We start from the raw sequence: 26594 nt of genomic DNA on the forward strand, positions 1-26594 counted from the left end.
ATGGTTGCGGGACTCAAACCGGCGTGGGTGTCGCTTGTGGCCGGGCACAGTGTCGTGGCGCGGACTGGACAGCGGGCCCTGTCATCGGGTTTGGTGAAACGCAACAGCAGCCGGAACCAGCGTCGCGGAAGGGAAGTGAGAAAGCTTTGCGTACCAGCTTTCGAGCCTCATGACCGCGCCCGGCGCAGAGTTCGCCGACGTGCACCGCGTGGTGGCGTTGTGCAGCGAGCTTTCCAGTCTTGCCACCACGGATTCCGGCCTGCAACAGGTCGTGACGGTCGTCGCGCAGCGAGCCGGGGTGTGGGCGGCGGTGCTCGACAAAGCATTGTCCGCGCTGGCGTTGTTCGCCGGCGCCGCGGATCGCGAGCTCGCGGAAGGAGCCGCGCGAATCCTCGACGAGGAACCGGAAACCGTGTCCCAGCTGATCGCCGCGGCGGCCCGCATGCGCCGCGCCGTCTCGATGCCAGCCTGGGGCGCTTCGGCGGTTTCGCTTGTGGTGGCGCCCATTCTCGTGGGCGAGGATTCGGTGGCCTATCTGGTCACCGCCGCGCAGGACGCCGACGAGACCTATGAGGACTCCCGGATCATGGTGACCGAGCACGCGGCGATGATCAGCGCGGTGATCCTCAGCAGGCGCCGGGTGGTCGCGATCGCCGCGGGCCGCGCGCGCCAGGAGCTGTTCGACGGGCTGGTCCTCGTCAGCGATCGCTCGGAAGCGGACGTCGAAGGCTGGGCACGGCATCTGGGCATCGAGCCGGACCAGCGGCACCGGGCGCTCGTGGCCGCGCTGGAATCGGAGGCCGCCGTCCCCGATCTGGTGGAGCGGATGCTGACCACCCGGTGTCCGAACGCGACAGTCGTGAATCGGGGCACCGAGGTGGTCGCGCTCGTCCCGGGTGACGACGACACCGCACTCGCGTCACGGCTCACCGAGCTGGCCCGGCTGTGCCGGGAGGCCGTGCTGGCGCGCTTTCCCGATTTGCGCCTGGTCGTCGGATTGAGTGACGCGCACACCGGCGCGGTCACCATCAGTACGTCGTACGCCGAGGCCCGGCACGCGGTGGACATCGGCAGGCTGATGCCGGGCCTTTCGGGCGTGACGTCGTTCGCCGCGCTCGGTATCCACCGGCTGCTGGCGGAGGTCCGGGATCCCGGCAGGCTCAAGGGATTCGCGCGGGGCGTGCTGGGCGAGCTCATCGACCACGACCGGAACAACGGCACCCAGTACTGCGAGACGCTCACGGCGTATTTCCGGCAGAACAACAGCCCGCTGCGCGCGGCCGCCCTGTTGCACGCGCATCCGAACACGGTGGCCTACCGCGTCCGCCGGGCGGGTGAGATCGTCGGACTCGACCTCGACGCCTACTCCGACCGGCTGGTGGTCCAGGTGGCGCTGGAGATCTTCAACGGAATGGGAGGTGGCCCGTGCGCGATTTCCTCCTGAGTGAGCGGAATGCTCCGCTACTGGGCGCGTATGTCGTGCCCGAGCCGGGGGAGCGGGAGGCGGCGATCGAGTCCGCCGTGGACGCCGGGGCGGCGGGTGCCGATTTCGTCGTCACCGCGACCTCCGGGCCGGAGCGGTCGCGGTACACCAGCACCAACCAGTCGATCGACCTGGCCGCGGCCGCCCGGAACCAGGCCGGGATCCCGGCGCTGGCCACCGTCACCACGTGGAGCCGCACCGTCATGGCGCTGCAGGCGCATCTGCTCGGCGGGCACGCCCGCGGCATCACCAGGTTGGTGTGTGGCAACGGAAGTCCGCCGCCCGCCGGGGACAGGTCGAGGGCCGAGGGCCGCTGGGCCGTCGACGTGGTCGAGCTGATCGAACTGCTGTGCGCGTTGAACGAGGGCAAGGATCGTTACGGGCTCCGGCTGGACGAGGCCACGGAGTTCGAGATCGGCGTCCGGCTGCGGGCCGTGCCGGAGCTTTCGGCCGAGGACCGCGCCCGGATCCGCCGCAAGATCGAGGCCGGGGTGCATTTCGTGGTCACCAGCCCGGTCTACACGGTCGACGCGCTACAGCCCTTGCTCGACGTGATCGATGGCGAGGTCCCGGTGTTCGCCACGGTGCATCACCTGCGGTCGGCCGAGGAAGCGGAATTCCTGCGTAACGAACTCCCCGAGGGGTGCCTGCCCGAGGAGCTCCTCGAGCGCCTCGCCGACGCGGGCGAAGCAGCGTTCGAAGAAGGAGAAAAGATCTCGGCGGACATCGTCTGGCCGCTCGCGAGCCTGACACAGGGCGTCATCCTGTCCCGGGCGAGCCGGCTCGTTTCGCGGGTCCGCTCGGAGCTGCCCCGCCCGGCCGTCTCCTGAAACCAGTTCCAGAACGCACCACTGTGGACAGTGGTGCGGTGTTCCTCCCTGCGAAAAACAGAAAGCGTGGTGACAGCAGTGGTGAACCGACAGCGTCGTCCGGGCGCACTCGGGGCTCGCGTGGTGGCTTTCGTGGTGCTCCTGTGCGCCGGCCTGCTCGCCGGATGCGGGCCGGACGAGCCCGACGGCGTCACGCACGTGAGCGTCGGGGTGGGTGGCAGCATCTTCGACACCCCGATGCGGATGGCCGAGGAGAAGGGTTTCTTCCGCGCGGCAGGGCTCGACGTCGAGTTCGTCAACCTCACCGCGTCCCTCTACGCGGCCGCGTTGCAGTCGGATTCGGTGCAGTTCATCAACGACAGCCCGACCGACTTCCTGACCGCGGTGAGCCGGAAGATCCCCGAGATCGCGGTGGGCATGGACGGGGCGGGCAGCCCGCTCGGGCTGATCGTGAGCACCCGGTTCGCGCAGGAGCACGGGCTCACCGCGCAAAGCCCGCCCGAGGTGGTGGCTAAGGCCCTGATCGGCTCGACCGGCGGCGCCAGCTCGAACACCACCAAGGGGCAGGCCGGGATCTTCCTGCGCGAGTACGGCGTGGACCCGGCCGCCGTGCATTACGTGATGCTGCCGAGCCCGGCCGCGGACAAGGCCTCCTTGCACAACAACCAGATCGACTGGTTCGTCACGTCCGAGCCGACCCCGCTCGCGGTACAGGACGCGGGCGACGGCATCGTCGTGGCGAGCCCCGGCAGCGTGCCCGCGTGGTCGACGGCGCGCAGCGGGTACGGGCAGCTCGTGGTGGTGCGGCAGAGCTACGCGGACGAGAACAGCGACCTGGTCCGGCGGTTCATCAAGGCGGTGCAGGACGGCAGCGCGTACACGCGGGCGCACGAGTCCGAGGCCGTGGAGGTGATGAGCAAAACCCTGACCTCCGTCGCGAAACCGACCCTGCTGGCGAGCCTGCGCCTGGTCGACTTCCCGGAGACCGGGGCGATGGACGAACAGGGCTGGACCACGAGTATGTCGTTCATCAGCCAGGAGGGCGCGTTCCCGAAGGGCACCAAGCTGACACAGGAGAACTGGACGAATGAGTATCTGCCGTAGCGGGCGCACGGTGCGGATCCTGCAACCAAAGCCGAACACCTTGCCCTGGCGCGGGGAGACCTGCGGAGCGTCATCGGCTGTACCGTACCGTACAGTTCACCACTTTCCGTTGTGGTGGACGGGATACGGAGGCAACGATGGCAAATCTCGAAGAGGAGATTCGCGCGCACGGCGGTCCGTTGAACCTGCTGCGCAGCGGCCGGTCCGGGGTGTTCCCCTTCCCGATCCGGGCCGAGTTCACCAACTGGCGGGACGAACAGGAGAGCTGGCGCCGCACCGCCGCGCTGATGGACCTGTCGCACCACATGACGGATCTGACGGTCTCGGGGCCGGATACCTATCGCCTGCTCTCGAAGCTCGGGGCGAACACCTTCGCCGGGTTCGGGCCGATGAAGGCCAAGCAGTTCCTCGCCTGCACACCCGAGGGTTACCTGGTCGGCGACTGCATCCTGTTCTGCCTCGCCGAGAACGTGGTGCGCCTCGTCGGGCGGCCACCCGCGCTGAACTGGGTGCAGTTCCACGCCGAGACCGGTGGGTACGACGTGTCACTGCGGCGCGACGAGCGGACCGCGCAGAACCCGCACGGCCGCGAGTTCTTCCGGCTGCAGCTGCAGGGGCCGGCGGCCGGGCGCATCTTCGAACGGGTCAACGGCGGGCCGATGCCGGAGATCCCGTTCTTCACCATGGGCAAGTTCACCGTCGGCGCACACGAGGTGACCGCGCTCAACCACCGCATGTCCGGCTTCCCCGGGCTGGAGATGTTCGGCCCCTGCGAGCACCTCGACGAGGTCCGGGACACGCTGCTCGAAGCCGGGGCGGACGCCGGGATCCGCCAGGTGGGAGGGCGCGCGTACGCGTCGGTGGCCACCGAGTCCGGGTGGATCGCGAACACCGTGCCCGCGATCTACTCGGGTGAGAGCACCAAGGCGTACCGGGAATGGCTGCATGAAAGGACTTTCGAGGTGAACCTCTCGCTCGGGGGCAGCTTCGTCTCCGATGCGGTGGAGGACTACTACGTCACCCCGTGGGATCTGGGCTACGGGCACATCGTCAAGTTCGACCACGAGTTCGTCGGGCGCGCGGCGCTGGAAGAGCTCGAGAACCGGCCGCGCCGCAAGAAGGCGTGGCTGGCGTGGCATCGTGACGACGTGGCCCGTGTCTTCGCCAGCCAGTACGAGCAGGGCGATAAACGCTTCAAGCACCTCGAAATGCCCGCCGCGTTCTACGCCGCGTCCCAGTTCGACCGCGTCGAACACGGGGGACGGCTCATCGGACTGTCCACTTTGTGCAGTTATTCGGCCAACGTGCGCGGGTTCATCTCGATCTGCCTGATCGACGAGGCCGAACTGGTCTATGGCCGGGAGGTCCAGCTCGTCTGGGGCGAACCCGGTGGCGGCTCGGGCAGTCCCGCGGTGGAACGCCACAGCCAGACCACGATCCGGGCGACCCTGGCGCGGCGCCCGTTCCCCATCGACAAGCACTGAGCCGGTGCTGTGCCGGGAACGCCGCTTCCCGGCACAGCCCGTCGACACAATGACCACAATGTTCGGCCCCGGCGGCGGGTGGGCGACCATGGGGGTGCTCGCCCGTCGATCGAGGAGGATCGGGATGTCCGGACGTTTCCGCCGTGGTGCCATCGTTTTGGCCGTGGCTCTGGGTTTCGGGACGCTGGTGGCCGCGCCGGCGGAAGCGGATCCGGGGGTGGTCGACCACGCGGTGCCCACCACGGGCTGCGGCCTCGCCGCTCCGGCCCCGGGCGCCACCACGGTCGCGCATCTGACGTCCGGCGGCGTCGACCGCGAGTATCGCCTCCACGTGCCGGCCGGTTACCGGGCGGCACGGGAGTATCCGCTGGTGCTCTCCTACCACGGGCACGGACGCACCGCGTTGTACCAGGAGCAGCTGTCCGGGTTTTCCGACGCTGACGTGATTTCCGTGTACCCGCAAGGCGTGACGGGCACCGACGGCGAGTCAGCCTGGACCGGCGCGCCCTACTCGGCCCCGGTCGACGATGTGCGGTTCACCAGCGATCTGCTGACCTCACTGCAACACCAGCTGTGCGTGGACCCCGCGCGGATCTACGCCGCCGGCAAGTCCAACGGTGGTGGTTTCGTCGGTGTGCTGGCCTGCCGGATGGCCGGCCGCATCGCCGCTTTCGCCCCGGTTTCCGGTGCCTTCTACCCGCAGGGCGGCGCGTGCGAGCCGTCACGGAAGGTCGCGCTGGTGGACTTCCACGGCACCGCCGACACCACGATCCCCTACGGAGGCAACCCGGCCAAGGGGCTTCCGTCCATACCGGACTGGCTGGCAGCCTGGGCGTCGCGTGACCACTGCTTCCCGCGGCCAGTGTCGTTCTCGCCCGTGCGTGGGGTCGTCACGCAGCGGTGGCCGGGTTGCTCGCTCGTGCACTATCGCGTCGAGGGTGCCGGGCACGTGTGGCCGAGCACGCGCCCCAACAACGATTCCGCGACACCGACCGTCATCGACGCGACGCCAGTGATCCTGGACTTCTTCAAAGCACACCGGCTCGCCGGGGTGTAGCGCTATCGTGTCGGCCCCATGGAGACCGATTTCCCCGAAAGAACCGGGCGCCGATCGGCGCTGCCCCTGCTCGTGGCGACCGTGGTGGCAGGCATCGTGGTAGGCACGGACCCGGACTCGGTCGTGCGTATCGCCCGCGCCGACGATCCCGCGCCGCAAGGATCGTTGGTGTACGGGGCTTCCGTGGGCGACGGCTGCGTCGTCGGCTATCGGAAGGGCGGCGGCGGAACCCAGTCGGCCGCCGGACGTTTACCCGACGGCGGTGGCCTGACTCCGTAGGCCCCGGGCTCATGATCCCGGGAGCTTCCAGTCGTACTTCCCGCGCGAGGTGGCACATCCGATTACCCCGGTGGTCGTTTCCCGCTGCGCCGAACGTCCCGGTTTCCTTGCCCTGGAACGACTCCAACCGGCGGTAGGCGGGGGTGCCCGATGATCCTATCGTCAGCTGCGTGTCGTTGAGCCGTCGTAGGTTCGGTCAGCTTGCCATCACTCCGGTACTCGCCACGCTGGGCGCGAGGTGGTCCAGTCCAGCCGTCGCCGCCACGGTCGACGCGGCCGGTGCGCTGCGGCGCGCCGCGGTCTTCCTGGACCAGCAGGTGGCCTACCGGGGTGGGTATGTGTGGAACTACCTCCCCGACCTCTCGGTGACGTGGGGTGAGATGGAGGCGAAGCGGAGCATGTGCTGGGTGCAGCCACCCGGCACGCCTTCGGTCGGGCACAGCATGCTCGACGCCTACCACGCCACCGGTGACGAAGCGTGTTACCGCGCGGCAGAACGGACCGGCCTGGCGCTGGTCGAGGCGCAGCTTCCCGTCGGCGGGTGGAACTACATCCACGACTTCGCGGGCGAAGCGTCGCTGCGACAGTGGTACGAAACCATCGGTGCGAACGGGTGGCGGCTGGAGGAGTTCCAGCACTTCTACGGCAACGCCACCTTCGACGACGCCGGTACGTCGACGGCGGCGCAATTGATTCTGCGTCTGTACCTGGAGCGGCGGCACCCGCGGTTCAAAGCCGCGCTGGAGCGGGCGATCCGGTTCGTGGTGAAGGCGCAGTTCCGGGGCGGTGTCGCCGATGGTGGCTGGCCGCAACGGTTTCCGTCGTTCGCGGGCTCGGTGAGCGAGATGCCGTGGCCGGAGCGGGTGCCCCCGTGGTTGCCGCAGGATGTCCAGCACGGCATGGAGGACGGCGAGTACACGCAGCACGTCACGTTCAACGACGACGTGCTGGGGGAGAACATCAAGTTCCTGCTCATGTGCATCATGACGCTGGGCAGGCGGGACCTGGTCGAGCCGGTCACGCGCGCGATGAACTGCCTGCGTCGGCTGCAACAACCCGCCCCGCAGGCCGGTTGGGGCCTGCAACATCTTTCGCGGAGCGTCGGCGGCCGTCCGGCGGGCGCGCCGGCCGGTGCGCGTTCGTACGAACCGCGTGCCCTGACGACGCATACGACCCAGACGAATGTGCGTCAGCTGTTCCACTATTTCCGGTTGACCGGCGACCATTCTTACCTGGACCGGGTGCCGGACGCGATCTCCTGGCTGGACAGCTGTCCGTTGACGGTGCAGCAACTCGCGGAAAATTCGTTGCTGGCAGGTCGAACGCATCCGACGTACGTCGAGCTGGGCACCAACCGGGCCCGGTTCGTGCACCGGTTCGGCTCGAACATCCGCAACGGTGCGTACTATTTCGATTATGATCATCACGACACGTTGAGCCATTATTCGGCCGGTCGGGCCATTGATACCGCGGGATTGCGTGCCACCTATGAACAATTGCGCGCGCTGACGCCCGCCGAGGTGGCGGATCTCCGGGCCCGGTCGCCGTTGTCGCCTGGTGCGCCGATTCCGTTGCCTCGGTATTTCTCGCTCAAGGACCTGGAGTTGACGGACCTGTTCCGCGGCGCCGAGCCGGCGATCCCCGCGGTCACCGATGCGGAGGCGGCGGCGTTGATCACCGGCCTCGGCACCAAGGACTACTGGCTGTCCCCGATCGAAGCCGTCACGAACCCCTTTCGTGGCCCGGCGCCCGGCACGCCCTACGACGGGCGGGCGTACATGAGCAGGAACGTGGGCGATGTGTATGACACCTCGCCGTACGACCCGCGCGTCCCACCGGCGGAGCCGCCTTATGTGGCGCAGGACCGGCCGCAGGGCATCAGCACAGCCACGTACATCGCCAACGCCGGCAGGCTGGTGGCTTATGTGGCGGGGTGATCGGGCGGGAGGGCTGCTCTGAGCGTTCAATGTCCCCGAGCCCAGGCCCGCATCTCACCATCGGTTTCGTTGAAGAAGGCGGACTTGGCCCGGGTGTAGTCGTCGTAGTCGGAGGCTTCGGCGTGCTGCTCGGCGAGGCGGCGTTTGATCGCCTCGTATCGTGCGGCTTGCTCGGGGTTGCTGCGGAGCCAATCCCGGAAGGTCACGACGAACCGGCCGAAAGGTGAGTCCAGGCGCCGGATGTGGAGGATCGCCGCGCGCCTCGGATCGTGGAAGAGTCGTTTCGTGTACAGCTCGTCGTCGGTCGGGTCGCCGGGGCGGGGTGTGTCCCGGTAGACGCCCGGCGAGTCCGGCCGCGCCCCGTGCGCCGGGACGAAGCCGGTGGGGGCCAGCCGCCGCGCGACGTCGGCCAAATCGGGCAGCGACGGCATCCGCACCTGCAGGTCGATGATCGGCTTGGCGGCGAGGCCCGGCACGGCCGTCGACCCGATATGGTCGTAGACAAAGCGATTACCATCCGAAGCGAACGCGGCACGTACCTCGTCGAGTAGGTGGGCCGCGCGGGCTGGCCAACTTGGTTCGTATTCGACGACTACAGCGGCAGCCATGCCCCGAAGGTACCGGCGAACCCCTGTCACGGATCAACCCACCATTCCGGCCCTCCTCGCGGATGTCCGCCGAGGAAAGGGACGTCATGAAACTGTCCAACTTGCTGACCAGGCTCACCACCGGCGCGTCCCTGCTCGACACGGGGACCGGAAAAGGGCGCAGCCTGGTTCTCGGCCAGCCCGAAGTGGCCCGCCACCTTGGTTCCCGCGGCGCGGACGAACGTGGCTCACCTGCGCTGAGTGTTTCGCTGCGGTTCACGCGCACGCCGCTCTCGATCACCAGAATGTCGGCAGCCCCACCACCAGAAGCACCGGGAGTGACGACGATGAGCGATCTCAGCAGGCGCAGGTTCTTGCAGGTGGCGGGAGCCACCGCCGCGGCCACCGCGCTCACCGACAGCATCGCGCGCGCCGCCGCGATCCCGGCGAGCCACGCCACCGGCAGCCTGCGCGACATCGAGCACATCGTCGTGCTGATGCAGGAGAACCGCTCCTTCGACCACTACTTCGGCTCGCTGCGCGGCGTCCGCGGCTTCGGCGACCCGCGCCCAGTAGCACTCGCGAACGGCAAGCCGGTCTGGTACCAGTCCGACGGCACGAAGGACGTGCTGCCGTTCCGCCCGCAGGCCAGCAACCTCGGCCTGCAGTTCGTGCAGGACCTCCCGCACGGCTGGAGCGACACCCACGCCGCGTGGAACGGCGGCAAGTACGACCGGTGGGTCCCCGCCAAGGGCAGCACCACGATGGCGTACCTGACCCGCGAACACATCCCGTTCCACTACGCGCTCGCCGACGCCTTCACCATCTGCGACTCCTACCACTGCTCGTTCATGGGCTCGACCGACCCGAACCGCTACTACATGTGGACCGGGTACACGGGCAACGACGGCAAGGGCGGCGGCCCGGTCATCGGCAACGACGAGAAGGGCTACAGCTGGACCACGTACCCCGAGCGGCTCGAACAGGCCGGGGTCTCGTGGAAGATCTACCAGGACGAGGGCGACGGCCTCGACGCCGCGGGCGGCTGGGGCTGGATAGAGGACGCCTACCGCGGCAATTACGGCGACAACTCGCTGTTGTACTTCAACCAGTATCGCGACGCCCAGCCGGGAAACCCGTTGTACGACAAGGCCCGCACCGGCACGGACATCAAGAACGGCGGCACGCTGTTCGATGTCCTCAAGGCCGACGTGAAGGCCGGGAAGCTGCCGCAGATCTCGTGGATCGCGGCGCCGGAGGCGTTCACCGAGCACCCGAACTGGCCCGCGAACTACGGCGCCTGGTACATCTCGCAGGTCCTCGACGCGCTGACGTCGGTGCCGGACGTGTGGAGCAAGACCGCGCTGCTGGTCACCTACGATGAGAACGACGGGTTCTTCGACCACGTCGTGCCGCCCTACGCGCCGCCGTCCGCCGCGCAGGGTGCGTCCACTGTGGACACTACGGGCGAGGTGCTGAACGGCCTGCCCTACGGGCTGGGCCAGCGGGTGCCGATGCTCGTGCTTTCCCCGTGGAGCAAGGGCGGCCGCGTCTGCTCGGAGGTGTTCGACCACACCTCGATCATCCGGTTCATGGAGCGCCGTTTCGGCGTGCACGAGCCGAACATCTCGACGTGGCGCCGCGCCGTCACCGGTGATCTGACGTCGGCGTTCGACTTCTCCCGCGCTGAGAACACCGTGCCACGCCTGCCTTCCACCGCGGCGTACGTCCCGCCGGACAACGACCGTCACCCGGACTACGTGCCCACGCCTCCGGCCAACCCGTCGCTGCCGCGGCAGGAACGCGGCCGCCGCCCGGCGATGCCGCTGCCATACGACCTGAGCGTCGATGGCCACTTGAGCGCGAGCACGCTCGCGTTGCAGTTCGCCAGCAACGGCACGGCGGGCGCGTGCTTCCACGTCACCTCGGCGAGCGACGCGACCGGGCCGTGGAGTTACACCGCGGGCCCGGGGCGCCCGGTTTCCGCTGAATGGAGCCTTTCCGGCGGGAAGTACGACTTCACCGTCCACGGCCCCAACGGGTTCCTGCGGAGCTTCGCGGGCACAGGTACCGCGCTCGAAGTCAGCGCGCGCCCCGGCCGCGACGGTGAACTGGCCGTCGTCGTGACCAACAACGGGAAAGCGACCTCGCAGGTCGAGGCGACCAACGCCGACGGCTACGGCTCCACGCGGCCCGTGACTTACCAGGTGGGGCCCGGCGCGCGCGTCACGCACACCGTGCGCACCGAGGACGCGGCCGGTTGGTACGACGTGACTTTCGCCGCGGACGGGTTCACCCGCCGCCTCGCCGGGCACGTGGAAACCGGCCGGATCACCTTGTCCGATCCGGCACTGGGCGCCTGAGGAGGAGCTGTTCACCCGGCAAGGCCTGGTTTTAGACTGGCGGGCGGCACAAACCGCGACTGGGCTGAGGACGGGCATGCACGTATTCGTGTACCTCGCGCTGCTGATGCCGCTGCCCGCCGCCTGCTGCGCCCGGCTGCTCGCCGAACGGCTGCCGCCGAAACCGGCCACCTGGCTGCTGACCGGCTCCGCTGTGGTCCTCGCCGGCGCCACCGGCGTCGCGCTCGCCGCGCTCACGGCCACCGTGCTCGGCCAGATCCACGCGCTCGCCGACCTGGGCCACTGGTCGGCCCGCACGCTCCGCCGGGACGACCCCGACGCCCGCTGGATCGCGATCCTCGCGTGTGTGCTGTTCGTCCTTTTCCTGACCGGTCTGGTGTTCGCGGCCGTTCGCCGGATCCGTTCGTTCGCCCACGCCGTCCGCTTGGCGCGACGGCTCCCGGTGACGGACGGCGTCGCGGTGCGGGACGACAACGCGCCGCGCGTGTATGCGTTGCCGGGCTTCCCGGGGCGGATCGTGGTGTCCACAGGGATGCTGGACGCGCTCGACGCCCGCGAGTGGGAAGTGGTGCGCGCGCACGAAAAAGCGCATCTCACCGGGCGGCACCAGTTGTTCGTGCTCATCGCGCAATGCGCGGCCGCGGCCAATCCGGTGCTGCGCCCGCTCGCCACGGCGGTCGGCTACACCGTGGAACGCTGGGCCGACGAGCACGCCGCACGCGAGACGGGCGATCGCGGACTTGTGGCCCGCACCATCGGCAAAGCGGCCCTGCTGGCCGCGGGCCATCGACGCGCGCACCCGATGGCGCTCGGTGTCGGCCCGGCCAAGCCCGCGAAGCTCGGCCCGGTGCCGCGGCGTGTGGTGGCGCTGCTCGCCGGACAGCCCCGAGTGCATTCTCCCTTGCTGCTGGCCGGTTTCACGTTGCTCGGCGTCGCCGCCGTTTCGGCGGTCATGGTGTGCTGGGATCTCAACGCGTTGTTCAACGTCGCGCAGGCCGCCTACCAGTGATGCCGGGACGAGCTTTCTTCAAGCAAGGTAAGCGTTTTACACTCGGCTCGGACGACGTCGGGTGAAGGGCCGCGGGTGAGCGCGCAAAAGGGCGACTGGGCGACCAGCGGTGGCAGGCTGTCGCGGCGGGGCGCCGGGCAGTTGAGCGGGCTGGTGCTCGAACTCCTGCGCCGCGATGGCCGGGCACAGACCCCGGCCGAAGTGCTCCAGCAGCTCACCGAAGCCGGCTCGGGCCCCCTCGCCTACACCACGGTCGTGACCACTCTCACCCGCCTGCACGAACAGGGCGTCCTCGACCGGTACCGCACCGGCCGGGCCTACGCGTACCTGGCGATCGGGGACCCGGCGAAGGTCACTGGGCGGCGCATGCGCCGGATGCTCGAGGCCGAGAACGACCGCGATGCCGTACTGGCCAGCTTCGTGAGCGAACTCTCACCGGACGACGAACGCGCGCTGCGCGACGTGCTCGGCGCCGATTTCGGCGAGCCGGAAGGCGGAGTCGGCGGCCGTTAAGCCGGTGCCGACACGGGCTTCACGCATCAACTACTACAGTATCTGTAGTAGTTGACCTCTCGGCCGTGGTTTCCGCGGCCCTTCGCGTGGCGCGGGAGATCCATCAGTGCACGACAGACCCGGGTATCCGCCCAGGCGGGCCGGCTGGCCCGAGGAGCAGCCCGCCCGGCCGCCGATGCGCCCGGGAGGTCCGCCGCCCCGCCCGCCACGAGACCCTTCCTCCGGTGCCGGAACTCCGCCGCCACCCGGTCGCCGGGGCAGGAGGCGCAAGTTGTGGCGCCGCGTCCGTCGCACCCTTTATGTCCTCATCGGACTCGCGACGATGGGCCCCGTCATCGCGTTCATCGTGATGTACCAGCTGGTCGACGTGCCCGATCCCACGGCGCTCGCGGCCAGTGAGGGCCAGCCCGTCACCCTCTACTACAGCGACGGTTCCGTACTGGGCACCGAATCCGGCGTCGCGGGCTCGCACGAGCTGGTCACGTGGGACCAGATCCCGCAGACCATGAAGAACGCCCAGATGGCGGCCGAGGACGAGACCTTCATGACGAACTCCGGGTTCGACCTGAAGGCCATCGTGCGCACCGTGCTCAACCGGTTCGGTGGCGGCACCGGCGGCGGTTCGACCATCGGCCAGGAGTACGTCAAGAACGCCACCGGCAACGACCAGCCCACGTTCAGCCGCAAGGCCGTGGAAATGGTGCAGTCCTACAAGATGACCCGCACCTACACCAAACAGGACATCCTCACCGCATACCTCAACACCGTCTACTTCGGACGGAACGCCTACGGGATCAAGGCCGCCGCGCAGGCCTACTTCGGGGAGGACGTCAGCAAGCTCACCACCGAGCAGTCCGCGCTGCTGGCCGGGCTCGTGCAGCTGCCGGGATATGCGAACAACACCGCGTACCAGCAGCAGCGCTACAACTACGTCATGGGCAGGCTGCTGGCCAACCACTGGATCACCCAGGCCGAGTTCTCCAGCGCCACTTTCCCGACTCCGAAGGCGAATACCGGCACCGGCGCGACAACCGGTCAGGACGCGCCGGACCGCCAGTACCTCATGGACGCGGTCATGAACGAGCTGAACGAAAAGGGCCAGTCGGCGCAGTCGCTGTCGCGTTCCGGCGCCAAGATCTACACCACGATCAGCCCCGCCGCGCAGACCGACGCCGAACAGTCGGTGGCCAAGATCATGGCTTCGGACAAGGAGTATCCGGACGAAGGCGCCGCGCTCGTCTCCGCCGATCCCGCCACCGGCGGAGTGCTCTCCTACTACGGCGGGGACGGATCGACCTCCTACGACCTGGCGATGACGCCGGAGCAGCCGGGATCCTCGTTCAAGCCGTACGTGTTCGCGGCCGGGCTGGCGAACGACCCGTCCGAAATCGGCCTGAACACCGTCTACGACGGCAGCGACAACCAGAACATCGACGGCCAGCTCGTGCACAACTCCGACGGCGAAGGCGCCCCGCAGATCACGGTCAAGGACGCCATGACCAAATCGGTGAACACCGTCTTCTACCGGATGGGCGCCCAGGTCGGGGTCGACGCCGTGCGCCAGGCCGCCTGGGACGCCGGGATCCCGAAGCAGATCACCTCTTCACTCGGCGCGTCCACGTTCGACTCGCTGCAGAACGACGACCCGAAGACGGGCCAGGGCACCGGCACCACCGAGCTGGGTATCTCGATCGGCCAGTACCCGGTGCGGCCCTTCGACCAGGCGCAGGGCTACGCCACCTTCGCCAACGACGGGAAGTACATCCCGCTGCACTTCGTCTCGAAGGTCACCGACGGCAGCGGGAACCAGCTCTACGGGTTCACCGATTCCGCGAAGCAGGCGTTCAGCTCCGACGCGACCACCAACGAGACGATCGCCCGCACCGTGACCGCGTCGATGACCGACGTCGCATCGTCCTCTTCGGACGGTCTGCGCGGCGACCGGCCCAACGCGGCCAAGACCGGCACCGCCCAGTACCAGAACAGCGGGCACAACTCCGAGGCCTGGATGGTGGGCTACACCCCGCAGGTGGTCACCGCGGTGTGGTTCGGCAACAAGAAACAACCGGCGCCGATCTATGGCAACTACAAGAACGGGGTCGGCAAAGAGCACGGCTACGACGTCTACGGGCGCGAAGAGCCCGGCTACATCTGGCAGGACTACATGAACACCTACCTCGCGGGCAAACCCGCGGAGCAGTTCCCCGGCATCCCGGAGAGCAGCACGCAGCCCACCGAAACGCCGACCAGCAGCGCGCCGTCCAGCGAGAGCGCCACGCCGACGACGGACACCCCGACCACCACGGCCACGTCGTCCTCGCGGCACGACCACGAACCGTCGGACACCCCGACCTGCCTCGTGGACTGCACCAGCACGACGGAAACGTCCACGTCGAGACACGGGGACGTGGGGGCGGGCACCGGGGGATCGCAATGAGCATCCCGCCGGTTCTCGCGCGCCGCGCCGGCTGGCTGTCCGCACTCGGGCTGCTGGTCGTGCTTTTCGCCGTGGCGCACGGTTTTCCCAAACACCCGGGTGACGCCGACGTCTACCGCCTCGGGTCGCTGACCTTCCTGCACGGCCAGTCGATCTACACCCAGCTGCCCGTTTCGAGTATCGGCGGGGCGCTGCCCTACACGTACCCGCCGTCGTCCGCGCTGCTGTTCGTCCCGCTCGCGCTCTTTCCGCCCGCGATCGGTTTCCGCCTGCTCACCGCGGCCACCGTGCTCATGCTGATCCCGCTGGTGCTCGCGTACCGCGCCGGAGTGCCGTCGCTGCGGGCTTTGCTGGCGAAGCCGTGGACAGTGGTCGCGGCCGCCGTGGTCCTCCTGGTCGGGCATCCGGTCGCGAACACGATCTACTGGGGCCAGATCAACGTTCTGCTCATGGGCCTCGTCGCGCTCGACTGCCTCACGCCGAACACGCGCTGGCCGCGCGGACTGCTGATCGGCATCGCCGCCGCGGTCAAGCTCACCCCGGCCGGGTTCGTGCTGTTCTTCTTGCTGCGCAAGGACTTCCGGGCCGCGATCACGAGCGTCGTCACGTTCGTCGCGCTCACCGCGCTGACCGCCGTTGTCATTCCCGGCGATTCGGTCTTCTACTGGACGAACCGGGTTTTCCACGCCACGGGCATGAACATCGGCGGCCCGCTGGCGAACGAGTCCGTGTTCGCCAGCCTCACGAAGCTCGGCATGAGCGGCACCGCGCTGACGGTCGTGGGCGGGCTGCTCGTGGTGGCCGTGATCGTGCTGACCTGGCTGGGCGCCCGGCGCACGCTCGCAGACGGGGACCTGGCGCTGGGGCTCGGCGTCATCGCGGCCGGTGTGCAGCTGCTTTCGCCGATTTCCTGGTCGCACCAATGGATCCTGGCCCTGCCCACGGCCGCGGTCGTGCTGATCCGGGGTTATCAGCGCCATCACGGGCCGCTGCTGATCACCGGCGGGATCGCGGTGACGATCATCTGGATGGCGCCGCACTACACGATGCCGCAGGATCCGGAGATCTGGTCGCTGCCGCAGAAGATCGCCGGCAGCAGCTACCAGCTGGCCGCGCTCGCCCTGCTCGCCGTCACCGCGTTCCGTGCGTTCCTCCCGCGTCGTACGAGGGAACTGTCCGCTGAGGGCACCGAGTTCGAGTTGGCCGCATGAACGCCGATTCGCGAGACCGCCGTCCCCAGCGCAAGGCGCTCGGCCCCATCGACCCGTTCTGCTGGTGCGCCGCCGGCCCGTTGTTCATCATCGGGATCGGCCTCGGCGTGCTGGCCGGGAACTTCTGGCTCCCCCTGCCGTTCATCGTCCTCGGCGGGTTGCTGTTGCTGTTCGATGCCAGGGTCAACCGGCCCGACCCTCAGCAGCAGCGCCGGCCACCCCAGCGCGGCCCCGTCCGGCCGCCGCAACGCGCGCCCGGGCGCCAGGTGCCGCCGCGGTCCCGGCAACAACCCCCGGGCTACCAACCGAGGCGGCGCCCGCCGTACCCGCCGGCCCCGCGCTAGGGCGCTGTGCCTAGGGGGCCAGCGAGGTCCAGTCGGCGAATCCGGTGGGGTCGTGGCGGCCCATGCTGGCATGTTCGAACATGCCCCAGCCGGTCCGGCCGTCGCAGCGGGCGCGGGCCACGTGGTCGGAGATGCCCCACGGCAGCCGGGCGATGATCTCGGGGCTGGTGAGGTCGTAGACCGACGCCGAGGACCAGTCGCGGCCCTTCCACTGGCCGTGGCTCCAGTCCGGGTCACCGCCGTAGCCGGCGCCGATCTGCAGTGCGATCGAGGTGACCGTCTCGATCTCCACGACCAGCGGTTTCCCCTCCGGCGTGGTGAGGTGGACGGTCGCCGCCTCGGGGTGGCGGCTGCCGCTGCGGTACCGGATGTCGATGCGCGGCCAGCCGAGCTGCTCGACCCGCCCGTCGGCGAAAACCCGGCGCGCGTCGTTCAGCGTGCGGAAGCCGTCGGGTTCCTCCTGCAGGATCATGATCAGCGCGAAATCGTCGAAGCGCAGCGGCAGGTACACCCACCAGAACCCTTCGAGCGGGCTGTCCGCGGAACGTCCCGCCGGTTCGCCGTCCCCGACCGGCCGGATGCCCCACGACCGGTCGCGCGCGCCCACCCAGGTTTCCGGTGACACGGCGATGTCCGTGCCGTCGACGTTCAGGGTGCCCGCCCATGTGCCGACCTGCGTGAACCGCTGCGCGTCGAGCGTCGTGCGCGGGCCGTTGAACAGCAGGTGGCGTTCTTCGAGCAGGGCAGGGAAGGAGCCGTTCCACTCGAGGTCGAACGACAGCGACTCGGACTCGCACACCACGCGCAGTTTCGACAGCGGTTCGAGCACTTCGACGCGGTAGCCGCCGACCTCCTGGTCCGTCGTGCGGGTGTCGAGGGCGTCGGAAAACCGGGTGGTCCATTGGGTGTCGCCGCGGCGGACGGTGGCGTACGCGTCCTTGACCCCCAGGTTCGGGTAGTGCCCGAGGCCTGTCACGAGGAAGGTGCCTTCGCGGTCGTGCGCGTTGAGGTAGCTGCGGTCGTAGAAGTTCCGGTCGCTGGTCGCGACCCGCGCCATCGGGACCGGCGCCTGGTGCACGGGGAATTCGTCGAGGTCGGTGGGCTTCATCGGGTCGGCCATGCGTAGGTTCCCTTCACCAGCCGGTCGAGTGCTTCGTGGTGCAGGATGTAGCCGTCGGGATCCTCCGGGGGCGTGAGCTCGCCGAAATGGATCATCCGCCGGGCGATCTGGCTCATCACCACGCCGTGCCGGACGGCGGCGTAGACCAGGTACCAGTCGAACTCGCGCACGCGATACCCGGTGCGGTCCTCGTACGTTTCGACGACGTCGTCCCGGCGGGCGAAATCGGGCAGGCCCGGCACGTTCGCCGATTCCGCGATGTCCTGGAAGAACCGGTGCAGGAACACGTACCAGCCGAGGTCGATCTCGCGCGGGCCGAGCGCGGCCATCTCCCAGTCGAGGACGGCGCGGGGCGCGAAGTCCTCGTAGAGGATATTGCCCGGCCGCGCGTCGCCCCAGCTGAGAACGGGTTCGCCGGTGTCCCGTGGCCACCTTTCCTCGAGCCAGGCGAAAGCGTTTTCCAGTACCGGGATCCGCATCCCGTCGCTGCGGCGCGACCATTCGTAATGGGCCGTCGTCCGGTCGTAATGGCAGCGCAGAGCGTCTTTCCCGCCGGTGCTCAGTGCCGGTAGCCGGGTGGCGGGTTCGGGCAGGGAATGGATTCCCGCGAGCACATCGACCGTCGCATCCTGCACCGCGCGGCGTTGGTCCGGCGAGGCGTCGTAAAGCCAGCCGCCGAACACGTAAGGCGGGTTGTCGCCGGGTTTCTCGCCCGGCATCCGGTCCATCACCAGGAATGGCGAGCCGAGCGTGCGGCCGGTGGCGTCGATGCCGATCAATGGCGGCACAGGCACACGTCCGTGTCTCGCCACGGCGGCCATCACGTCGTACTGGAGTCGCAGGTCGTACTCGGGGAACACGGGGAAGGAACTGTTCTCCGGCGCGACCCGCGCCGCGATCGGGCGGCGCCGGATTCGCCCGCCCTCGCGCCATTCGGCGTCGGCGAGAAACGTGACGCTGGACAGCCCGCCGCCCTCGGGGACTTGCACGTTCGTGAGGGAAACCGGGCCGTTCGCCGCCAGCGGCCCGCTCAGCCACGCCGCCAGTCCGCGGCTGAGCTCGTCGAGATCCTGTTCGGTGGTTCGCATGACGAGCTCTCGGGTGGGGTCGGGTTCCCCGCCTTCAGCCGTCAGCCCCGGCAACACTGCCACGGCCGCCTCCTAGAACAAGTTCTAATAGCGTGGCTGGTCAGTATGAGCGAGAGCTCGCCCGGAGCGCAAGATGCCGGTCCGTCTGGCCGCTGTCGACGGCCCTGTTGGCGTGTGGTCAGCGGCGCCGACTGTCCATTGTGGCCGGACACGAAACCGGGCCGGCCACGATTCGTGACCGGCCCGGTTGCCTGGGGGTGTTTACTTCTTGCGGCGCGAACGAGGCCGGGACTTGGCTTTGGCTTTCGTCGCGGCTTTCTCCTGGGCGGCCTTGTACGCGTTCTGCACCTCGAGCGGGATACGGCCGCGGTCGGATACGGCCCAGCCGTTGTCGAGCGCCCAGGTCCGGACTGCGCGGGAGTGTTCGCGGTCGGCGGTGGTCGCGCCGCTCGTGGCGGCGGCGCCGCGGGAACGGATCTTGCGGCCCCCGACGCGGCGGCCCGCCGTGATGAAAGGCACAAGCTGGTCACGCAGGTGCGCGGCGTTGTCGTCGGACAGGTCGATCTCGTAGGCCGCACCGTCCAATGTGAACGGGACCGTCTGTGTTGCGTCACTTCCGTCGATGTCGTCGACCAGGTCGACTTGGACCTTCTGTGCCATGAACTTCTCCGGTGTCCTCTCTGGTCTTCTCCAAAGTGTCCCGTCTCGGGTGGAATTCAGCTTAGCCCGTGACCGTGACAACTGCTCAGGGCCTGTATCGACAGTCTCATCCGGACAGTGCGCCGTTCTTCGGTTTTCAGCTCCGGCTGGTGAGAAATCCGATGATCATGGCGCCCCACCAGCCTCCCTGCGAGAGCAGAGCAGCGCGGTGACCGCACCCCAGGCCAGTACGCGAGGCGGAAGGCTTGCCTTGTCGTACCGGCGCATTCGCCGGGTGAGCAGGCCCGCCTGTATGCCGCTCACGGTGAGCATCGCGACCAGTCCGAGTTTGATCTGGGTGAGCGTGGCCGTCAGGTCCGGCCGCAGCAGGGTGCCGCTGACGATCAGCCCGGCCAGCCCGCCCCAGATCGGCAGGTGCAGGCGGGTGGTGCCGGTGATGACGTCGGTGAGGGTGCAGCGCCGGATCCACCTGCACGTGCGCGGAGACCCAGATGCACGCGGCGAGAAACCCGGTGGCGCACGGCCCGTTCCGGTTCGGCGAAGGCCGCCAGCGCCGCGATCACGAGCAAGGCGCCGGAAGCGACCGCGCCGAGGGCGAGGATCCGGGCGATCGACGCCGGTTGCCGGATCTGCTCAGTCATCCTTGGGTCCCTTTCCGTGGGCGCGTTTCCGCTTACCGGTGTGCTTGTGTTTTTCGCGCGCGGCAGGGCCGGATTTCTCGATGACCTCGTCGGTCCTGATGCCGGCGACCCGGGGAATCTCGGCCGTGGTTGTCACGTGTTCCGGTGTGGCCATGGGTTGCGCCGGGGGAACGACGGCGCGGGGGTGTGGCTCCACGACCACCGGCCGGGCCGCGGTTTCGGTGCGGCTGCCCGATTTGCCGTCGACGAGCCCGAACACCGCACCCGCCGCCAGCACCCCGGACAACGCGGTGGCCGAGGTGGCGCCCGCCCAGGCCAGCGCTCGCTTGCGATCCACTGCGGCTCCTCCACACCTCAGTTTTCCGGCTTCAGCTCGACGTTCTCGAAGGAGACCTGCGCGCCATCGGCGAGTGCGGGCTGCTCGTTTTCCTCACCGTGACGAAGGAACGTCGGCGGGTCGAGTTTGGCGCGCAGGGTGTACGTGCCGGCCTGCGGGATGGAGAAGTTGGTGGCGTAATGGAAGAACTCGGCATAGTAGAAGTTCAGTTCCTTGCTGTCCACGACTTTGCCGGCGCTGTCGACGACCTCGACGGCGATCGGTACCTCCGGCACGATGCGGCCGGTGGCGGCCTCGATCGGAATGATCTCGATGTGGTGTGTTTCGCCTGGCGCGGGCTCGCGGAAGTGCTGTTGCCCGTTTTCGTTGTGGTACCAGGCTTCCGCGCCCTCGACGATGTAAGCGACGCGCCAGGGCCCGGCCGTGGTCTGGCCGCCCCCGTCCTTGATTTCCTGTTCTAGCAAGGTGTATTGCGTGACGACGCCCTGCGGGACGGCCGGTGCCGCCGCGGCGGCACCGGCGGCGGTGACGGCGAACTCGTCGCGGATGCCGTCGCCGCGCATGCCGGGTTTGCAGGCGGTGGTGTACTTTCCGGGCTCGGTGACCTGCGCGGTCATCGTGCGGCTGGTGCCGGGCGCGATGTTCTCCGCCTCGCTGATCACCCGGCCGTCGGCGCCGTAGAGGTAGAACTCGGTGATTTCGCCGCCCTTGTTGGCGATCTCGAAGGAAATCGACCCGGCCGACGCGGTCGTGCTCGCCAGCTGGCAGGTCGTGTCACCGGCCTCGACGTGAATCGCGCCCGCCCGTGATTGGGCCGATTCGCCGCCGCAGGCCGCGAGGAGGAGGCTCGTGCCGCCGATTCCGAGCAGGCTGAAGACAGTCCTGGTGTTCATGGTTTTCCTCCGAGAGGGTTCCGCGGCCAGAAGGCGCCGTCGATGGCACGTGGGACAAGAGGAACACCGCGGTCCCCGGGTCCTCGGAGCCGCCTGTTCACTTCACCGCGAGGGACGTCCTCGCTCGATGAGTGGACATTAGGTAAGGCTCACCTGAAAGTAAAGACCCTGTGCCGTTATTTTTGCCGTCCTTTATGGACGACCGGATTCCCTTGGCAGACAAAAAAGTTCTTGTTTTCCGTTCAAGAACCCGCCCGCTTCACTCCTCGCCCGCGAGCAGGTTCCGCAGCGTTTGCTCGTCCTTCTCGCTGAGGTCGCTGACGAACCGGGTGAGCACGGAGGCGTGGTCGGCTTCGGCGTCGAGGAGGCGGGACATGCGCCACGCGACGAGCGTCGACGGGTCGCCGTTGGCGGAGTAGCGGAACGCCCGCCCGTCGCGCTCGCGGGTCACGGCGTCCTTCTCGTGCAGCCGTGTGAGCGTGGTCACGACGGTGCTGTAAGAGAGTTTCCGGTCCTGCGGCAGTCGCTCGAGGACTTCGCCGGGGGTGAGTGCTGCCTCGGCCTCGGTCAGCACCGTGAGGATTTCGGTGGCCAGTGCGCCGGGTTTGCGCCGCGGCCGCGAGGAGTCACTGTGCATGGCGGATCACAGTCTACCGACGGGGTAGCGTGAGCCGGGAAGCTCACCGTGGGAGGCCCGGATGTTCGATCATTTCGCCTGGTCGGTCGTGTCGGTGCCGTTGATCGTGCTGCTGGCGTCGTGGGCGCTGGCCGACAGGTTCCGCCCGGACCTCGCCGCGCGCGTGTTCGCCTGGTCGGCGCTGGCGGCCGCGGTCGCCGCGGCGCTGAACCTCCTGGCCTTCGCGGTCGCGGCGCTGGCCGAGATCCCGGTGCTCGCCCGCGCCGGCGGACTGTCCGGGGAGGTCGTGGCCGCCGACACGAAGCACGAGCCCTGGGTCACCTGGCTGGCGCTGGCCTGGGTGATCGTGGCCACGGTCGCCGTGGTCCGCACGCTGCGCCGTCGTCGCCGTGCTCTGCGTAGCGCCCGGCGCGAGGCGGACCTCCTTGGCCCGGGCCAGGACGTGGTGATCGTGCCCGAACCCGGGGCCGACGCGTTCGCGTTGCCAGGCAAACCGGGCCGGATCGTGATCACGGCCGGGATGCGGGAGCTGCTCGACGACCGCCAGTACCAGGCCCTCGTCGCGCACGAACGCGCCCACTTGGCCGGGAATCATCACGTGCTGGTGTGGATCGCGAATCTGGCGGCGACGGTCCACCCCGTGCTCCGGCCCGTCGCGCGCAAGGTCGGGTTCCTCGTCGAGCGGGCCGCGGACGAGGCGGCGGTCGGCGAGCTGGGCGACAGGCGGCAGGTCGCCGTCGCCATCGGCGAGGCCGCGCTCGCCGCGAAGGGAGCCGCGCGGGCAAGCCTTGCCGGCGCCCAGCTCATGGCGATGGGCTCGTCGCCGGGCCTGGTGCCGGACCGCGTGCGCGCCTTGTTGCGGCCCGGCCGGTTGGGCCGCTGGCAGGCCGTTGTCCCCGCGGTTGTGGCGGCCAGCACCCTCGTGTGGACCGTCGAATGCTGCGCTGACCTGGTCCAGTTGCTGAACCTCGCGAGCCTGGGCCGCTGACGCCGAAAAATCGTGAGCCCGGGGGTTCCCTCCGGCGTTTAGGTTAGGCTATCTTCTACTTCGATGTAGATGGTCGCCGTCGCCCGTGCGTGGTGACGGCCGGTGCCCGGATCACACCGTGTCCCCATCCTGGACGGATGGCCTGGTTCGTGCTGCGCGGAGAAGAAAACCGTTGCGGCACAACGGATGCGCCGAGCACCGCTGAGGCGAGTCCGGAGGAAGGCTGACCGATGGTGTTTTCGAGTGCGCTCATCGGGTTGCGCGAAGGGCTCGAAGCGGCTCTGGTCGTGAGCATCCTGGTGGCGTTCCTGGTCAAAACCGACCGCAGGCAAGCGCTCCGCTACGTGTGGCCCGGGGTCGGCGCCGCGGTGCTGTTGTCGGTCGCCGTCGGCGCGATCCTCACCTACAGCACGGCGCAGCTGACCTTCGAGCATCAGGAACTGCTCGGCGGCAGCCTGTCGATCGTCGCGGTCGGGTTCGTCACGGCGATGATCTTCTGGATGCGCAAGGCTTCCCGGCACATCGCCGCGGAGCTGCGCGGGAAGATGGAGGACGCGCTCAAGGTCGGCCCCGCCGCCGTGTTGCTGCTGTCGTTCCTCGCCGTGGGCCGGGAAGGGCTCGAGACGGCCGTCTTCTTCTACTCGGCCGTGCAGACGGCGCAGGCCGACACGATCCAGCCGCTGATCGGGTTCGTCATCGGGATCGCGATCGCGATCGTGCTCGCGTACCTGCTCTACCGCGGCGCGGTCCGTTTCAACCTCGCGAAGTTCTTCACCATCACCGGTGTGCTGCTGGTTTTCGTCGCCGCCGGTGTACTCGGCTATGGCCTGCACGATCTGCAGGAGGCCGGATTCCTGCCGGGGCTCACGACCCTGGCCTTCGACGCCTCGAACGCGCTGCCGGAAAACTCGTGGTACGGCGCGTTGCTCAAGGGGATCTTCAACTACTCGCAGCAGACCACGGTCCTGCAGGCCGTCGCGTGGGTCGCCTACGTGGCGATCGTGCTGCCGCTGTTCCTCAGGCCCGCCAAGAAAAAGCCCGTCCCCACCGCGGCAGCCGCCGCGATCGCAGAGGAGTGATCGTGCCCCTGTCCACCCGAACCCCGCTCGCCGCGCTCGCCGCTTCCGGCGCGCTGGTGGCGCTGTCCGCCTGTGGCAGCAGCGATTCCGGCGCCGGCGGCCCGATCAGGGTCGACGCCTCGGACAGCTCGTGCCAGGTCTCCACGACCTCCGCGACCGCCGGCAACGTGACGTTCGAGATCTCCAACAAGGGCAGCAAGGTCACCGAGTTCTACCTCTACGCCGAGGGTGACCGGATCATGGGCGAGGTCGAGAACATCGCGCCGGGGCTGAACCGGCGGCTGATCGTGCAGGTGCCCGAAGCGGGCAGGTACCAGACGGCGTGCAAGCCGGGCATGGTCGGCAACGGGATCCGCGGGACGTTCACCGTCACCGGCAGCGCCCAGCCCCAGGGCGGCGCCGACGCGCAGAAGGCCGCGGCCACGAAGAGCTACGCGACCTACGTCGAGAACAACAGTGCCGCGCTGGCAACGGAAACCGTGAAGTTCGCCGACGCGGTGAAGTCCGGCAATGTCGAGCAGGCCAAGTCCGAATACGCGCAGACCCGCGTGTTCTACGAGCGGATCGAACCGGTGGCCGAGAAGTTCGGCGACCTGGACCCGGCGATCGACAACCGCGAGGCGGACCTGGAACCGGGTGAGCAGTTCACCGGTTTCCACCGGCTGGAGAAGGATCTGTGGGTCACCGGGCTGCAGCCCGACAGCGCGCAGATCGCCGACAAGCTCGTCACCGACGTCAACGACCTGGTCGCGAAGGCCAAGACGCTGGAGCTGTCCGCGCTCGATCTGGCCAACGGCGCCAAGGAACTGCTCGACGAGGTCGCCACCGGCAAGATCACCGGCGAGGAGGAAACCTTCTCGCACACCGATCTCTGGGACTTCCAGGCCAATCTGGACGGTTCGAAGGCCGCGATCGCCGCGGTGCGCCCGTTGATCCAGCAGAAGGACGCCGCGCTGGTGTCCACTCTGGACAGTGAGTTCGCGAACGTGCAGAGCCTGCTGGACAAGACGCGCGTCGGCGACGGGTTCAAGTACTACAACCAGCTGTCCCAGGACGAGATCAAGCAGTTCGCCGCGGCCGTGGACGCGCTGAGCGAGCCGCTGAGCAAGGTCGCCGAGGTCGTCGCGCAATGACCGGTGTCACCCGTCGCAAGTTGTTCGGCCTGACCGGCGCGGGTATCGCACTCGCCGGAGCCGGGGCGGCGGCCGGGGTGGGCGCCGACCGGCTCGTGGCGGGCGCCACCGAGCCCGCAGCGATGTCCGCCGTGGACTTCCATGGGGAGCACCAGGCGGGCATCGTCACCCCGACGCAGGCGAACCTGCACTTCGCCGCGCTGGACGTCACCACGACGGAAGTCGCCGCGCTGCGCGAACTCCTGCGCACGTGGACCGACGCCGCGCGGCGGATGACGGCGGGCCAGCAGGTCACCCCGGACGGTGCCGTGGGCGGGGCGGCGCAGGCTCCGCCGGCCGACACCGGCGAAGCGCTCGACCTGCCTGCCTCGGATCTCACGCTCACCATCGGTTTCGGGCCTTCGTTGTTCGACGACAGGTTCGGCCTCGCCGCGAAACGGCCGCCGCAGCTGGTGGATCTCCCGGCGTTCCCGAAGGACAAGCTCGACCCCGCGCGCAGCGGTGGCGACCTGTGCATCCAGGCGTGCGCGAACGATCCGCAGGTCGCGGTGCACGCCGTGCGCAACCTGGTGCGGCTGGGATTCGGGACCACGGCGGTGCGGTGGTCGCAGCTCGGTTTCGGGCGCAGCTCGTCCACTTCGCGTGCCCAGCAGACCCCGCGCAACCTGTTCGGTTTCAAGGACGGCACGAACAACATCAAGTCCGAGGACACCGACGTGCTGCGCGATCAGGTGTGGGCGCAGGCGGGGGACGGGCCGGAGTGGATGACCGGCGGCACGTACCTGGTGGCGCGGCGGATCCGGATGCACATCGAGACCTGGGACCGCGAGTCGCTGGAGGGGCAGGAGCAGATCATCGGGCGTACCAAGGATTCCGGCGCGCCGCTCGGTCAGTCCGGCGAGTACGACCCGGTCGACCTCGATGTCGGCGGCGCGGGCGGGGAGCCGCTGATCGCCGAGGACGCGCACATCCGGCTGGCGTCGCACCAGACCCGCAACGGCGTCCGGATCCTGCGCCGTGGCTACAACTTCGTCGACGGTTCGGACGGCGTCGGGCACCTCGAAGCGGGCCTGTTCTTCCTGGCGTTCAACCGCGACACCCGTACCCAGTACATCCCGATGCAGCAAGCGCTTTCCGCCAAGGACGCGATGATGGAGTACGTGCAGCACACCGGTTCCGCGCACTTCGCGATCCCGCCGGGCGTCGGCCCGGATTCGAGCTGGGGTGACGGGCTGTTCGCTTAGCCGGCGGTGACGCCGATGCGCGACATTGTTTGCGCGCCCTCTGCCGGCGCCGGTTCGGGGAGAGGCTCGTTCTTTTTAGGTGCGCATGGTGTGGAGGGTGTTGCGGCGGGGTTCTTGGTGGGGGTCGATGTGGGTG

The 26594-nt window shown here is 68.8% G+C and carries 24 protein-coding genes; 17 read left to right on the plus strand and 7 right to left on the minus strand.

Annotation, left to right across the window (positions count from 1 at the left end):
- Positions 1-169: 169 nt before the first annotated feature.
- The 7 genes from FPZ12_RS04120 (at position 170) to FPZ12_RS04150 (ending at position 8174) form a co-directional block, all read left to right on the plus strand.
- Complete coding sequence (locus FPZ12_RS04120; protein WP_144745615.1) at positions 170-1444, plus strand: PucR family transcriptional regulator; 1275 nt, start codon at positions 170-172, stop codon at positions 1442-1444.
- Positions 1426-2313, plus strand: coding sequence for a methylenetetrahydrofolate reductase (locus FPZ12_RS04125; protein WP_144745616.1), 888 nt, complete (start codon positions 1426-1428; stop codon positions 2311-2313). Before FPZ12_RS04120 ends, FPZ12_RS04125 begins: the two co-directional genes overlap by 19 nt.
- Before the next feature lie 78 nt (positions 2314-2391).
- On the plus strand, positions 2392-3417 hold the full coding sequence (locus FPZ12_RS04130) for an ABC transporter substrate-binding protein (protein WP_166462564.1): 1026 nt from the start codon (positions 2392-2394) through the stop codon (positions 3415-3417).
- A gap of 137 nt (positions 3418-3554) precedes the next feature.
- A complete protein-coding gene (locus FPZ12_RS04135; protein ID WP_144745618.1) occupies positions 3555-4901 on the plus strand; it encodes an aminomethyltransferase family protein in 1347 nt (448 codons plus the stop codon).
- 124 nt (positions 4902-5025) lie between these two features.
- Positions 5026-5958, plus strand: coding sequence for a CE1 family esterase (locus tag FPZ12_RS04140; RefSeq protein WP_144745619.1), 933 nt, complete (start codon positions 5026-5028; stop codon positions 5956-5958).
- Between the two features lie 18 nt (positions 5959-5976).
- Positions 5977-6237 (plus strand): hypothetical protein, encoded by a 261-nt coding sequence (locus tag FPZ12_RS04145; RefSeq protein WP_144745620.1) that lies wholly within the window; start codon positions 5977-5979, stop codon positions 6235-6237.
- Positions 6238-6407: 170 nt separating this feature from the next.
- Positions 6408-8174, plus strand: coding sequence for a pectate lyase (locus FPZ12_RS04150; protein WP_150980184.1), 1767 nt, complete (start codon positions 6408-6410; stop codon positions 8172-8174).
- Between the two features lie 26 nt (positions 8175-8200).
- Here the strand turns inward: FPZ12_RS04150 and FPZ12_RS04155 are convergent, their stop codons facing one another.
- Entirely contained in the window at positions 8201-8782 is a 582-nt protein-coding gene (locus tag FPZ12_RS04155) for a GrpB family protein (protein ID WP_144758047.1), read from the minus strand.
- A 326-nt stretch (positions 8783-9108) separates the two neighbouring features.
- On the opposite strand from FPZ12_RS04155, the gene FPZ12_RS04160 reads away from it, so the two are divergent.
- From FPZ12_RS04160 to FPZ12_RS04185, 6 genes are all read left to right on the plus strand, one after another.
- A complete protein-coding gene (locus FPZ12_RS04160) occupies positions 9109-11124 on the plus strand; it encodes a phosphocholine-specific phospholipase C (protein ID WP_144758050.1) in 2016 nt (671 codons plus the stop codon).
- Positions 11125-11200: 76 nt separating this feature from the next.
- The gene (locus FPZ12_RS04165; RefSeq protein WP_144758046.1) at positions 11201-12133 is read left to right on the plus strand and encodes a M56 family metallopeptidase; all 933 of its coding nucleotides are present in this window, start codon (positions 11201-11203) and stop codon (positions 12131-12133) included.
- 75 nt (positions 12134-12208) lie between these two features.
- Positions 12209-12646 carry a BlaI/MecI/CopY family transcriptional regulator gene (locus FPZ12_RS04170; RefSeq protein WP_144758045.1) on the plus strand — a complete coding sequence of 146 codons (438 nt, stop codon included), beginning with the start codon at positions 12209-12211 and terminating at the stop codon, positions 12644-12646.
- 322 nt (positions 12647-12968) lie between these two features.
- The gene (locus tag FPZ12_RS04175; protein ID WP_166462565.1) at positions 12969-15083 is read left to right on the plus strand and encodes a transglycosylase domain-containing protein; all 2115 of its coding nucleotides are present in this window, start codon (positions 12969-12971) and stop codon (positions 15081-15083) included.
- Complete coding sequence (locus tag FPZ12_RS04180; RefSeq protein WP_144758043.1) at positions 15080-16294, plus strand: glycosyltransferase family 87 protein; 1215 nt, start codon at positions 15080-15082, stop codon at positions 16292-16294. The genes FPZ12_RS04175 and FPZ12_RS04180 overlap by 4 nt, the downstream gene beginning before the upstream one ends.
- Positions 16291-16638: a hypothetical protein gene (locus tag FPZ12_RS04185; RefSeq protein ID WP_144758042.1), complete on the plus strand. Its 348-nt coding sequence runs from the start codon at positions 16291-16293 to the stop codon at positions 16636-16638. The genes FPZ12_RS04180 and FPZ12_RS04185 overlap by 4 nt, the downstream gene beginning before the upstream one ends.
- 10 nt (positions 16639-16648) lie before the next feature.
- Here the strand turns inward: FPZ12_RS04185 and FPZ12_RS04190 are convergent, their stop codons facing one another.
- The 6 genes from FPZ12_RS04190 to FPZ12_RS04220 form a co-directional block, all read right to left on the minus strand.
- Entirely contained in the window at positions 16649-17758 is a 1110-nt protein-coding gene (locus tag FPZ12_RS04190; protein ID WP_243769662.1) for an Rv3169 family protein, read from the minus strand.
- Positions 17743-18846 (minus strand): phosphotransferase family protein, encoded by a 1104-nt coding sequence (locus tag FPZ12_RS04195; RefSeq protein WP_144758041.1) that lies wholly within the window; start codon positions 18844-18846, stop codon positions 17743-17745. Before FPZ12_RS04195 ends, FPZ12_RS04190 begins: the two co-directional genes overlap by 16 nt.
- Before the next feature lie 261 nt (positions 18847-19107).
- Positions 19108-19506, minus strand: a complete 399-nt coding sequence (locus FPZ12_RS04200; RefSeq protein WP_144758040.1) for a histone-like nucleoid-structuring protein Lsr2 — start codon at positions 19504-19506, stop codon at positions 19108-19110.
- Between the two features lie 633 nt (positions 19507-20139).
- Entirely contained in the window at positions 20140-20484 is a 345-nt protein-coding gene (locus FPZ12_RS04210; RefSeq protein ID WP_144758039.1) for a hypothetical protein, read from the minus strand.
- A gap of 17 nt (positions 20485-20501) precedes the next feature.
- On the minus strand, positions 20502-21377 hold the full coding sequence (locus tag FPZ12_RS04215) for a cupredoxin domain-containing protein (protein ID WP_144758038.1): 876 nt from the start codon (positions 21375-21377) through the stop codon (positions 20502-20504).
- A gap of 259 nt (positions 21378-21636) precedes the next feature.
- Positions 21637-22014, minus strand: a complete 378-nt coding sequence (locus FPZ12_RS04220) for a BlaI/MecI/CopY family transcriptional regulator (RefSeq protein WP_144758037.1) — start codon at positions 22012-22014, stop codon at positions 21637-21639.
- 61 nt (positions 22015-22075) lie between these two features.
- Between FPZ12_RS04220 and FPZ12_RS04225 the strand changes: the two genes are divergently transcribed.
- The 4 genes from FPZ12_RS04225 (at position 22076) to efeB (ending at position 26458) form a co-directional block, all read left to right on the plus strand.
- The gene (locus tag FPZ12_RS04225) at positions 22076-23002 is read left to right on the plus strand and encodes a M56 family metallopeptidase (RefSeq protein WP_144758036.1); all 927 of its coding nucleotides are present in this window, start codon (positions 22076-22078) and stop codon (positions 23000-23002) included.
- 230 nt (positions 23003-23232) lie between these two features.
- Positions 23233-24081 carry an iron uptake transporter permease EfeU gene (gene efeU / locus FPZ12_RS04230; RefSeq protein ID WP_144758035.1) on the plus strand — a complete coding sequence of 283 codons (849 nt, stop codon included), beginning with the start codon at positions 23233-23235 and terminating at the stop codon, positions 24079-24081.
- Between the two features lie 8 nt (positions 24082-24089).
- Positions 24090-25214, plus strand: a complete 1125-nt coding sequence (efeO, locus tag FPZ12_RS04235; protein WP_144758048.1) for an iron uptake system protein EfeO — start codon at positions 24090-24092, stop codon at positions 25212-25214.
- Entirely contained in the window at positions 25211-26458 is a 1248-nt protein-coding gene (efeB, locus tag FPZ12_RS04240; protein ID WP_144758034.1) for an iron uptake transporter deferrochelatase/peroxidase subunit, read from the plus strand. The genes efeO and efeB overlap by 4 nt, the downstream gene beginning before the upstream one ends.
- Positions 26459-26594 lie beyond the last annotated feature (136 nt).

This window comes from Amycolatopsis acidicola, assembly GCF_007713735.2.
GTDB lineage: Bacteria > Actinomycetota > Actinomycetes > Mycobacteriales > Pseudonocardiaceae > Amycolatopsis_E > Amycolatopsis_E acidicola.